Origin of the sequence: Anaerocolumna jejuensis DSM 15929 (assembly GCF_900142215.1) — a bacterium.
GTDB lineage: Bacteria > Bacillota > Clostridia > Lachnospirales > Lachnospiraceae > Anaerocolumna > Anaerocolumna jejuensis.
In genome coordinates this window covers 158,437-170,799 of the sequence record NZ_FRAC01000010.1, presented here as the reverse complement: position 1 = coordinate 170,799, position 12,363 = coordinate 158,437, and the positions used below count along the sequence as shown (strand labels likewise).

The window sequence follows — 12,363 nt, the reverse complement described above, 5'->3', positions numbered from 1 at the left end:
TCCATCTCCCTTCCTTAGTTCCATCTATGTTTCTTAATTGCCTGGACAGTCAAGAACAGGAAAATAAACACGATGCTTATATAGTAAACAATAGAGGTTAAATCCAATAATCCGCTTGAAAAATTATCATACCTTGCAATGACAGAGAACCATCCTAAGACCTTGGTAAGAAGTCCATCATACAAAGCAGGCTTCATAACATAAATAATGGTCAGGGCTGCCTCTCCGATTACACCTGCCGTCAGTGCAACGGTTATGTTGTGCATCATACTGTATAAAAGCCAGCATATCAGCAGAACTACGATAAAGAATACAATATAGCAGGAACGGTTATCCGTAGGCAGGAAATTCACAAGACTGTCCATAAGAACTGTAATCAGCATAACCACAAAGGTTACAACCGCGGATACCATCTGGCTTTCTGTCAGGGAAGATATGAACAGCCCGATTGAAATATAAGCCGCACCCAGAAGAGTAAAGCCTAAAATGGCACTGTATGCACTCTTTAAGGGTACGCTGCCGAACTGCATTAAAATCAGCGGATAAAAACAAATTATTAACATGGAAATTAAAAATACAGTAAGTACTGCAAAATATTTTCCGGATATTATTTTTCCGATGGAGACCGGTGAGGTAAATAATAACTGGTCGGTCTTTTGCTTCTTGTCCTCTGCCATTAATCTCATGGTTAAAATCGGCACTAACAGAACAAAGATAAATGATAAACCTGATAGTGCATTTTCAAAATTAGCTGAGCGGTTAATTAAATTGAACACCGCATAGTAAATACCTACGATAACCAGGAAAAATGCTATAAATACATATCCTGTCATAGATGTAAAATAGGACTTTAGTTCTTTTTTGAAAATAGCCAGCATCCTAATTCTCCTCCTTCTGTTCCGGTTCCTGATTCATTGCTTCCGCCGTTTCTGCAGGAATACCATCCTCATCCTTTTTTTTGTTCTTGCGTAAAAGCCTGTTGGAGTTTTTGGAAGCATGAGGTTTTGGGCTGTCCTGTGTTAATTCAAGGAAGATATTCTCCAAGGACATCTTTGTAGAATGCATATCATAGATAGGACATTTTGCATCGCTTAAAGCATAGAATACAGCCTCTCTGATATCATTTTCCTCGTTGCTGTAAGCGGAAAGCTTTACAATGCCGCCCTTTGCATTTTTATCAAATTCAAGTTTTGTAATCTCAGGTATGGTCTCAAGAGCCTTTTTGATGGCTTCCTGCTCACCCTTTACTTCCAGATGAAGCCCCTTGGAGCCTCCGATATGCTGGGAGAGGTTATCCGGTGTATCGGATACAATCAGTCTTCCCTTATTGATAATCATAACCTGGTCACAGATTGCACTGACCTCGGACAGGATGTGGGAGCTCAGGATAATGGTATGGTTCTTGCTGAGTTCCTTTATCAGGTCTCTGATTTCAATAATCTGCATGGGATCAAGGCCTACTGTGGGCTCATCCAGGATAATGACCTCCGGAAAACCAACAATTGCCTGGGCCAGACCCACTCTTTGCTTATATCCCTTTGACAGCTGCTTGATCAGACGCTCGGAAACTTCCGTAATCTTTGTCATCCTCATAATTCTGTCAATCATTTTTCTCTTTTCGTTCTTCTTCACAAATTTAATATCTGCTACGAAGTTTAAGTACTCCCTTACTGTCATGTCCTGATATAAGGGCGGAAGCTCCGGGAGATAACCGATACATTTCTTGGCTTCCTCCGGTTCATCGAAAATATCATGGCCGTTTATCATAACGGTTCCTTCCGTAGCTGATATATACCCTGTGAGAATATTCATTGTAGTAGATTTTCCTGCACCGTTAGGTCCAAGGAATCCCAGTATCTGCCCTTTTTCCAGGGTAAAGCTTAAGTCATCTACCGCAAGATGTTCCCCATACTTTTTCACCAGATGTTTGACTTCAATCAACCTTTTCTCCTCCTTATTATATAAATACATATTTTCTTTCCATACCTTGCCTGCATTACTGCTTTTCCCAATACAGACCAACAAGGATATGTTACTATTAGTTTGCGAAAAATTTGTGAACTTTTTCATATTTTCATGGAAAATTTTTAATATTAACCGTACATCACGGTTTTCACCATAAAAAACTATTGTAGACTATGTGATTTATAATAAAAAAAGAAAAAAGACTGTGCACCTCCTACAATTTACAGTCTCTTTTCTTTATACAAGTTACAGCCTCTTTTTTGTGCTTCTCAATAATTCACACAAGACACCTTTTCTTTACTGCCAGGCTTACCAGTTAGTATAATAATCTCCAAAATTATTATCAATATATGTATTTCCATTTACACTATATAAAACTTCATATTTAACATCTGTACCGGTAGGAATATTTTGGGGAATATTCCATTCATCAATATTTTCATTCTCCGCTTTATAGAATTTAGCATCAACATCCTGATAGGAATTCCAATTATTTGTTGTATAACGAATCTTTACCGTTTTTTGATAAGCTAAATTCTTTACATAAATGATGGTAGGATTATTGTTAATTGTTACTGTCTTTACGAAACTCTTTCCAAGTACAACAAGATTAGGATTTTCCATATGATAATTATTTCCATCATTATTATCCCAATAGGTTTGTCCATTTACTTGGTATTTTATTGCAAATGTAATAGGTGATGTCAGAATATTAAAACTGTAAATATCATATTCTGGGTCATTGGGATCTGCCTTTACATATACTGCAGCAAGATCATTCCAAGTCTGTCCATCTTTTGTATAATGTATTACTACATTTTTATCAGAACCCAGATTTTTAACTGCAACATACCCAAAATATGATTCATAAGAAGCTCTTGAAGGTCCACTAAATTGCGCATAGTATAATTGCACATTCGGCTCTGCTTGAATATTTGCAGCTGCATTGGCATGTGTACTAAAGATATTAGCCATCAATAAACAGCATAACATCATAGCAGAAACTAGTTGTATCATTTTTTTAACGTTTTTCAAAAAGAACACCTCCATGATTTAATTTTATAATTAGTTAAAGGAAGGCACCGGTCGCTTTAAATAATTTCATATAATTTACATTTTTAATATTAGCATCTATAATATTAAAAAACAATCTACAATATTAATATTTTTTTCGAATTTTTTCGAAAAATTTTGTTAAATATTAAAAAGTAACTGAACCAGCTTAATTATCAGCGAACAGTTTCTTATACTATAATCTGATTTTAGGAATTTCCTATAATTTAAAAAGAGAGCATCCATTGAGTAAAAACCGGATACTCTCTAAAAATTATGTGCGGGATTTGTCAGCTTCATAGGCCTCCTGTTATATTCTTGTAGTTATTCTCTAGTGTTTTTTACGATTACTTTTGTTTTGCATCAAGCCAAACACAGCTATCAGCAGCATGCCAAACTGAATCATCAGGAACAGGGAATCGTAGGTGACCATTTACTCACCCCCCTTCTTTCTGTCTTGTCTTTACCGTCTGCGTGTCGTCAAAAACTTGTTTCATGCTTTTCATGAAACTCCCCCTTTCAAAAGAATACCTCAAAGATAGTATTTATTGTTACAGTAACATTATAACATCTTGGATATTTTTTACAATAGCTGATGCCTATTCTACATGTTTTTTGTCTAATCTACCATTAACCTGCTTTAAGCGGGTATATCAAAGTACTTGCCCTTTGATATCCCGCTTATAAGAATAAGATTATATGCTTCCATTAATTTATACAATAACATCCTGCATCGTGTACAGGCCCGGTCCCTTGCCCTGAAGGAACTTAGCCGCCGTTATGGCCCCTTTGGCAAAAATTGCCCTGGAGTACGCAACATGCTTTATCTCAATTACTTCATCAAGGCCGGCAAATATTACTTCATGGTCGCCCACTATGCTGCCGCCTCTGACCGCAGCGATGCCGAATTCCTTCTCGCCCCGTTTCTCTCTTACGTCTGTGCGGTCATATACATAATCATATTCTCCGCCCAATACTTCATTCATGGAATCTGCTAATAGGAGTGCCGTCCCGGAGGGGGCATCCAGCTTCTGGTTATGATGCTTTTCTACTATCTCAATATCAAAGCCGCCTTCACTGAGCACCTTGGCAGCCTCTTTAATCAGCTTAATCATAGTATTGATTCCTAAGGACATATTTGCCGAACGAAGAATGGGGACATTTTCAGCCGCTTTCTTTACCAGCCCCAGGTCCTCTTCTGAAAGGCCTGTGGAACACAATATAACAGGTGTACCGGAATTTGCGCTGTAGTCCAGCATTTCCTTTAATCCATTAGGGGAAGAGAAGTCTATGATTACATCTCCCTTTTCTTTTATCTTAAAAAAAGAATCATAAACGGGATAGGAATTCTCAAAGCGATTGCTTAAGTCTACCCCGGCAATAATTTCCGTTTCTCCATCACTCTTACACAGCTTGGTGATTTCCTGACCCATCCGGCCATTACAGCCGCGCAATATTATACGAACCATTTTAACCTAACTCCTTTTCTTTTACGTACCTTCGGTATTTTTCTCCTGTTCCTATCCAATAAATCTGACACAGCTATTCAGCCTGACAGGATAACAAGATACGTATACTATAATTATATAATAGTTTACCGCTATTTGCCATCCTTAATATCAGATTTTCAGACCAGGCTGATTCCGCAATCCTTCATAGCCTTCCGTAATCTTTCCGTACCGGCTTCTTCCATTTCTGTCAAAGGACTTCTCAGACCGCCGACTTCAAGACCCATCAGATTCAGGGCTTTCTTAACCGGTATGGGATTCACCTCACAAAAGAGCGCTTCAATCAGCGGTACCAGCCTTAGCTGCTCCTCCCGGCTTGCCTTCACATCTCCCTTTAAGAAGTTCGCAACAATGTCATGGGTTTCCCTGGGAAGAATATTGGACAGGACAGAGATTACCCCAATTCCTCCTAAGGAAAGCAAGGGCACTACCTGATCGTCATTTCCGGAATAGAGGTCAATGTCTCCCTGAGTGCGATGCATCAATTCAACCACCTGCGAGATATTTCCACTGGCTTCTTTAATTCCGACCACGTTATCCACATCCTTAAAAATCTGAGCCACAGTTGCAGGCAATAGGTTGCAGCCGGTCCTGCTGGGTACATTATAGAGAATAACAGGCAGGTCCACCGCCTTTGCTATCATGGTAAAATGCTGTATCAGGCCCTTTTGCGTCGCCTTGTTATAATAGGGTGTTACCAGGAGAAGCCCGTCCGCTCCTGCCTTTAAGGCATCCTCCGAGAGCTCAATGGCAGTCTGGGTGCAATTAGAGCCGGTACCTGCTATTACAGGAACTCTTTTTGCTACCTTATCCACCGTATAACGGATACATTCCATATGCTCTTTTTCAGTCAGAGTAGAGGATTCACCTGTAGTACCGCAGATGATGATGCTGTCCGTACCATTTTCAATCTGGTAATCAATCAGTTCGCCTAACTTCCTGTAATTCACGTTCAAATTCTCATCAAAGGGGGTTACGATTGCAACTCCCGCTCCTTTAAATATTGCCATAAAGGCACCTCCTGTTTTTTCGTCCTTTTAGGACCCTTAAGCTAACGCATTTTTCTTTTGGCAAAGAAAAGGGTAAGTGAAATAAAAAAAGCCGGCCCGTGAGCCGACACCAAAGAATCCCGAAAAATTTCTCCCTGTACGGAGAAATAAAGCTATCATTCTTCAGGCAGCACTCCATCAATTTCTTGATGACAGTCACACAGCTCTTAACTGCATGCCCAACAAAGAAAAAGCAAAATTTTTCTTTATTTCGGCATCTTTTCCTTTCCACAGCAATCCTTTATGTTCTGCCATATCCTGCTATGTACTCTTAAAAAATGCGCCTCTACCAAAATCACGTTATTTTTTTGTTTATCAATACCTCTTTATATTAACATTATGCTTTTTTATTGTCAATTACAATTTCATATAGAACGGCAAATGCATAAGGGAAGTTTATGGGAGCGGACGATGACCAAGGGTGTTGTTTTGGAGGTTTGTTACGCGAGAACCCTTATTCCACTAAAACGGCAGAAAACGTGACTGGCAGGTAAATCAGCGCCAAACTCGCTGTGACAGATTTGGCTGTGTCAGGTATCAAGCTCAAACAGTGGCACTGTTTTACCTAGTCACGTTTCCTGCCGCTTAAGTGTCATAAGGAACCTCTTGAGACAAACCTCCAAAACAACCCCCTTGGTCATCTGTTCATATCCATTATTTGGTCTGATGCGTATGCATTGCATTTAATGGAACTGCTTTTCAAATTCATATAACGGAACTACAAATAGCGGAATTGCAAATACATAAAACCAGTTACTGGAAAGAGTTATATTAAACCTTACACCTCTATTCACATAAATGTTATGCTAAAGTACAGATGGTTTCTGGTTCCGTTCATTCATTTTCTATTGAAGGGTTCCATATGACACTTAAATGGCAGCCGTTATGACTAGGTTAAATCGCACCAGTGTCTGAGCGCATAGTATTGATATAACCAGTAAATGTGAAGCGAGTTTGGTGCAATTTAATCTTCCAGGAATAACGGCTGGCATTTTAGTGGAATTGGAACCGTGAACTAGAAAATGAATGAACGGAACCAGAAACCATCGTCCGTTTCCAAAGACTTAAATGCAACAAAGACTAACCTATAACTGTAAAGGTACTTTAGATTTTCTTTAACCTTGACATTGCTTTCATAATTTCGTATTATAATACCAGGTAAAATAAATAGTATAAGTTTTATAGGGTTCCGCAATACAAACCGTATTGGTCAGGTCCGAGATAAAACGCGCAGTTAACTGCGTTCACGGAAGGATAAAAGCCTGGGAGATTGAAAAACATCTCCCAGGCTTTTCTTTTTTGCTCATTTACCTGGTAACCCCTAAACCTGATAAAAGGAGGAGAATTTTTATGAAATGGTTATACTTAATTATTGCCGGTATCTGTGAAGTATGGTGGGCTGTAGGCTTAAAGTACTCCCATGGATTTACAAGGCTTGTACCAAGTGCCCTTACAATAGCCGGAATGGCAGCAAGCTTTTATTTCCTGTCCCTTGCCTTAAAGACCCTGCCTTTGGGAACTGCTTATGCCATATGGACCGGTATCGGCACAATTGGTACCGCAATTCTGGGTATCCTGTTATTTAAGGAACCGGTGGATGTCTTAAGAATAGTGTGCATGGGCTTTATATTGACCGGAATTATAGGCCTGAAGCTGGCCTCCTCCCACTAATTGAATAAGCCATGGACTTTTAGGCTGGATTAACTGATACCTGCCCCCCTTAAAGGTATTTATCAATTAACAGCTCCATAAGTCCATGGCTTTTTTAATTTTATGTTCCAATAACGATTCGGTATCATAAGGTAATTTCAGCTTTCGCCTGTGTATATTCTTAAACTCCAGGTATGCCTTCAATGAACATGACCTTCTGCCACACGAATCCAATTAATCTTCTTAATATTCTTCCAAATATTCCAGCTTGCTTACGGATACCTCATAAGCAATCCGCTTTTCAAAGTCACTTTCATTTAACTTTTTCTGATATTCCCTGCTCTGGATTCTGCCCCATACCTGAATATGGCCTCCAACAGTGAAATTCTCAGCAAATCTGGCATTTCTTCCCCAACAGATGCAGGGTATGTAATCGGATTTTCCGTAAGGTCTGTTTACTGCAAGTAAAATATCGGCAATTTCTCGTCCCAGGGGAGTCTTTCGGTATATAGGCTGCTTGCAGACGAAACCGTCCAGAAAAATGAAATTAGGGCGGATACCTTCCGTATCCTCATCGCTTACTTTGATTTCCCGGGCAAATACGGACAGCACCAACCTGTTCTTGTTGTCCTCATGTCGGTTATAGGAACGGAACTGCCCGTTAACCTCCACATACTTGCCTTTTAAATCTGCCTTTACATCGACTAACCGCTCCGATATCATAATAGGAATAATATCCGCAGAACTACTTAGCCGGCTTACCTGCACCTCCAGCACGTAAAAGCCTTCCCCAAATACATCGTGACTGAATTCAAAATCAGTCATTACCTCGCCTGCAATACTTACTTGATTGTTATCAAATACTTTATCTGTCATTTCGTATGACTCCCTTCTCTTTACTCGTGTTCTGTACAATTTTAAATTGGTATCCCAATTGTATTGTCCTGACCTTCAAGATAAAATTATTCTCCATTACTATATGTATGCAGATTTTATTTCCTTTAGAACAAAAACATTAAAAAATTTCCAAGTTTTTATCTGAATTTTTTTTACAGATAAGCAAAATGCTGAAATTAAAGCCCTCCAAAGAAAGACCTTGTAAATTTTCCGTAGTATGATACAATATTCAAGTTAGAGTGTCCCGTGGGTTTCTTAGAATTTATTGCAGTTTATATAAATCTATATCATTTTATTGAATTCATATTTTAATTATGACAATAAAATGAAAGCCGGCCGCATCAGCCGCTTCTAATATTAAAATATATAGAAACAAATCAGCTATAGTATAGAAATATCCAGTCGCAGCCTGGACATTTAGGAAAGAGGATAATATGCGTATCAAAAGAGAAGATATCAGAAACATTGCAATCATCGCTCACGTAGACCACGGTAAAACAACCCTTGTAGATGAGCTTTTAAAACAAAGCGGCGTATTCCGTTCCAACCAAACGGTACAGGAAAGAGTCATGGACTCCAATGATATTGAAAGAGAACGCGGTATCACTATTCTTTCCAAGAATACTGCAGTATATTATGAAGGTGTTAAAATCAATATTATAGATACCCCCGGACATGCGGATTTCGGCGGTGAGGTAGAACGTGTCCTTAAGATGGTCAACGGCGTAGTCCTGGTAGTGGATGCCTTTGAAGGCCCCATGCCTCAGACAAAGTTCGTATTAAAGAAAGCTCTTGAGCTTGACCTGCCGGTTATCGTCTGCATTAATAAAATTGACCGTCCGGAAGCCAGACCCAAGGAAGTAATTGACGAAGTACTTGAATTATTTATTGAACTGGATGCTTCCGAAGACCAGCTTGACTGTCCTTTCGTTTTTGCATCTGCAAAATCCGGTGTTGCTATATTAGAATTAAATGAATCTCCTGAGAATATGAAACCTCTCTTTGAAACAATAATAGACTATATACCAGCTCCTGAAGGAGACCCGGAGGAAAGCACACAGGTGCTTATCAGTACCATTGATTATAATGAATATGTAGGCCGTATCGGTGTCGGCAAGGTTGACAACGGTGCTATTAAGGTTAATCAGGAGGTAGTCCTGGTCAATGCCCATGATCCCGAAAAGAGCCAAAAGGTTAAGATCAGCAAGCTCTATGAATTCGAAGGCCTTAAAAAGGTTGAAGTAAATGAAGCCTCCATCGGTGCAATTGTTGCCATCTCCGGTATTGCAGACATTCACATCGGTGATACCCTCTGTTCACCTGAAAACCCCAGACCTATTTCCTTTCAGAAGATTTCCGAGCCGACGATTGCCATGCACTTTATCGTAAATGACAGCCCTCTGGCAGGACAGGAAGGTAAATATATAACCTCAAGACATTTAAGGGACCGCTTATTCCGTGAGTTGAATACCGATGTCAGCCTCCGTGTGGAAGAAACAGATACCACAGAGAGCTTTAAGGTATCCGGCAGAGGCGAGCTTCATTTATCCGTCCTGATTGAAAATATGCGAAGAGAAGGCTATGAATTTGCTGTCAGCAAGGCAGAAGTACTTTACCACCATGATGAAAAAGGCCACCAGCTGGAGCCAATGGAACGTGCGATCATTGATGTTCCCGATGAATTTACCGGTACAGTTATTGATAAATTAAGTCAGCGTAAGGGTGAACTGCAGGGAATGTCAAATGGCAACGGCGGTTATGCCCGACTGGAATTTATTATTCCTTCCAGAGGACTTATCGGATACAGAGGCGAATTCTTAACGGACACAAAGGGTAACGGTATTATAAACACCTTATTTGAAGATTACGGTCCCTATAAGGGTGATATCCAGTACAGAAAGCAAGGGTCTTTAATTGCCTATGAATCTGGAGAAGCGATTACTTATGGACTCTTTAACGCCCAGGAACGCGGCACCCTCTTTATCCAACCCGGTGTCAAGGTATATTCCGGTATGGTAATAGGACAGAATGGCAAGGCAGAGGATATTGAAGTAAATGTCTGCAAGAGAAAGCAATTGACCAATACCCGTTCCTCCAGTGCTGATGAATCATTAAAGCTTGTTACGCCTAAGAACTTAAGCCTGGAACAGGCTCTTGAATTTATCGATACGGATGAACTCTTAGAGGTCACTCCACAGAATTTAAGAATACGAAAGAAAATATTAGACCCTACTCTCAGAATGAGGTCAAAACGTAATTCACAAAGTAAATAACCATTGTTACCTGCAAAGGGCAGCCATAACTGACAGGAGAAAAGTTTATGGGAATAGAAATAAAAAAGCTAACGCTTGCCGACTGTCTTAGTCTGGAGTCCTATTCCAACCTAAGACCGGTTTATATTTCGGAACGGCAGCCGGTAAACCAGTTTATATGGGAAGAGTTTTATGATACTCATTATTACCGGAATGATACCTATATGATGTGCGTAATTAAAGCCAAAAGTATGTTGAGTCCAATGATGCCCCTTTGTAAGACAGATGATATTCCTGCCGTTTTTTCAGAAATAAAGGAGCACTGGAACAAGGTTCTGAACCAGCCCCTAAATATGTATTTGATCGACGAGTCCTTTCTTACCATACTTCGTGCCCTGCCGGGCTTTGAAGAAGAATTTACGGTGGAGGACTGCCGGGAGAACTATGATTATGTCTATGATGCCGAAAAATTGAGAACTCTTAGCGGCAAGGCCTATCACAAAAAGAAAAACCACCTGAATTCTTTTCTGAAAAATTATGAAGGCAGATATGAATTCAGAACTCTCGATTGTTCCGATGTGGCTGAAATCGAAAGCTTTCACGACAGATGGCTGGATAACAGAGATTATGAAGATAAGCATAGCAGCATGAGAAGCGAAGAAAACGGCATACACCGCTTATTCAAGTATTGCGGCTTTGTAGACTGTCAGATTGGCGGAGTATATATTGACGGTAAAATGGAGGCCTATTCTATCGGAAGCTACGCTCCCGAAATCAAATGTGCCTTTATTCACATTGAAAAAGCCAATATCAATATTCCCGGCCTGTATAATTATATTAACCAGCAATTTCTTATCCATTCCTTTCCGGAAGCGGAAATTGTCAACAGAGAAGACGACCTGGGTCAGGAAGGTTTAAGAAAAGCCAAATTATCCTATCAGCCCATTCGCCTTGAATCAAAGTATAATATTTACCAGCGCAGTTTATAAAACATTGCCGCCTGGCTTCTTTCGATACATGGAAAACAGGGAACTGCTGCAGATAGCTTTACGGAAAGAGATTAGCCGGCTATCTGCAGCAGCTCCCTGTTTTTTGGCTGTGTCAATAGTTAGGGTGGGATTCTTTGAATCCACCCCAGCTATTAACACAGAGCCGCTTAATTCAGCTTAAATTCCCTTCAAATCAAAAAATCTGCTGTCGGGATACTTATGTATGTCATTAAGTCCCCTGATTCCGTAAAGCGCCAGGATATCCTTGAACTGGCTCTTTATTAAATCCTTTGAAATGATTCTTCTGCCCTCTTTATCCCTGGATACGCGGTAATTGGATTTCTCAAAGGCTGAAAGGGCTTTCAACGTCTTCGGCCCATACCAGCAGAAGGTATCTAAAATCTTATTTATGAGACTTTTTTCATGCTCCGCCAGGCGGTTCAAGGGAACCTCAAATAAATTTACTCCATGCTTTTTCATGCTGTTGTACAAGCTGATATAAGGAGCATTTTCCGTATTTACATAATAATCATCCTCGAATAATTCCCTGTCGAACAGTGCCATGGAAAAACCCTGGGCATAATATAAAAGCCATTGGGTATAACCAGGTGACAGATCTCCTTGGGTGTAATATATCATATACTGGGCTATCAGATTAATTTTTCTCTCTGTCATCTTCTCCAGAACTGCCTGCATAGTCTTACGGTAGGCAACATTGGTCAGGTTATCCTTATTGTCCAGCAGCAGTTCATAATAATATACGGGATCTTCTACTATGTTTTTTAGTTTGTTCGAATACTCCGCAGTTGGGATGTCTCCCTCTATATATCTTATTATTGTGGTCTCGCCCCACCCTAACAATTTTGCCAGAGGTTTCTTGCCTATGCGGAAGTCTTTTAAAATAGTTTGAATTTCCGTAGCAGTTACAATGATATTTTCCTGACTCAGCATTTTGTTCTCACACATAGTTCTATCCCCTTTCGTATAATGATATCCCAAG

General features: G+C 39.9%; 11 protein-coding genes and 2 riboswitches. Of the genes, 3 read left to right on the top strand and 8 right to left on the bottom strand.

The window, feature by feature from the left end:
• Window positions 1–14: 14 nt before the first annotated feature.
• The 6 genes from BUB77_RS10395 to dapA form a co-directional block, all read right to left on the bottom strand.
• On the bottom strand, window positions 15–878 hold the full coding sequence (locus BUB77_RS10395) for an ABC transporter permease (RefSeq protein ID WP_073275534.1): 864 nt from the start codon (window positions 876–878) through the stop codon (window positions 15–17).
• Window position 879: 1 nt separating this feature from the next.
• Window positions 880–1,941: an ABC transporter ATP-binding protein gene (locus BUB77_RS10390; protein WP_084124124.1), complete on the bottom strand. Its 1,062-nt coding sequence runs from the start codon at window positions 1,939–1,941 to the stop codon at window positions 880–882.
• A gap of 333 nt (window positions 1,942–2,274) precedes the next feature.
• Window positions 2,275–3,000 (bottom strand): carbohydrate-binding protein, encoded by a 726-nt coding sequence (locus tag BUB77_RS10385; RefSeq protein ID WP_073275530.1) that lies wholly within the window; start codon window positions 2,998–3,000, stop codon window positions 2,275–2,277.
• Between the two features lie 349 nt (window positions 3,001–3,349).
• A complete protein-coding gene (locus BUB77_RS30435) occupies window positions 3,350–3,451 on the bottom strand; it encodes a putative holin-like toxin (RefSeq protein ID WP_242962453.1) in 102 nt (33 codons plus the stop codon).
• Between the two features lie 280 nt (window positions 3,452–3,731).
• Window positions 3,732–4,487, bottom strand: coding sequence for a 4-hydroxy-tetrahydrodipicolinate reductase (dapB, locus tag BUB77_RS10380; RefSeq protein WP_073275528.1), 756 nt, complete (start codon window positions 4,485–4,487; stop codon window positions 3,732–3,734).
• A 158-nt stretch (window positions 4,488–4,645) separates the two neighbouring features.
• On the bottom strand, window positions 4,646–5,536 hold the full coding sequence (gene dapA, locus BUB77_RS10375; RefSeq protein WP_073275526.1) for a 4-hydroxy-tetrahydrodipicolinate synthase: 891 nt from the start codon (window positions 5,534–5,536) through the stop codon (window positions 4,646–4,648).
• Window positions 5,537–5,695: 159 nt separating this feature from the next.
• Window positions 5,696–5,872, bottom strand: a riboswitch (Lysine riboswitch).
• 873 nt (window positions 5,873–6,745) lie between these two features.
• Window positions 6,746–6,846, top strand: a riboswitch (guanidine-I (ykkC/yxkD leader).
• 79 nt (window positions 6,847–6,925) lie between these two features.
• Here dapA and sugE point away from each other — a divergent pair.
• A complete protein-coding gene (gene sugE / locus BUB77_RS10370; protein WP_073275524.1) occupies window positions 6,926–7,246 on the top strand; it encodes a quaternary ammonium compound efflux SMR transporter SugE in 321 nt (106 codons plus the stop codon).
• Between the two features lie 222 nt (window positions 7,247–7,468).
• Here sugE and BUB77_RS10365 read toward each other — a convergent pair whose 3' ends face one another.
• Window positions 7,469–8,101: a single-stranded DNA-binding protein gene (locus BUB77_RS10365; protein ID WP_073275521.1), complete on the bottom strand. Its 633-nt coding sequence runs from the start codon at window positions 8,099–8,101 to the stop codon at window positions 7,469–7,471.
• 455 nt (window positions 8,102–8,556) lie between these two features.
• Between BUB77_RS10365 and typA the strand changes: the two genes are divergently transcribed.
• A complete protein-coding gene (typA, locus tag BUB77_RS10360; protein WP_073275519.1) occupies window positions 8,557–10,395 on the top strand; it encodes a translational GTPase TypA in 1,839 nt (612 codons plus the stop codon).
• 47 nt (window positions 10,396–10,442) lie between these two features.
• Window positions 10,443–11,363, top strand: coding sequence for a DUF2156 domain-containing protein (locus BUB77_RS10355; RefSeq protein ID WP_073275517.1), 921 nt, complete (start codon window positions 10,443–10,445; stop codon window positions 11,361–11,363).
• A 177-nt stretch (window positions 11,364–11,540) separates the two neighbouring features.
• Here BUB77_RS10355 and BUB77_RS10350 read toward each other — a convergent pair whose 3' ends face one another.
• Window positions 11,541–12,329: a Panacea domain-containing protein gene (locus BUB77_RS10350; protein WP_073275515.1), complete on the bottom strand. Its 789-nt coding sequence runs from the start codon at window positions 12,327–12,329 to the stop codon at window positions 11,541–11,543.
• Window positions 12,330–12,363: the final 34 nt, after the last annotated feature.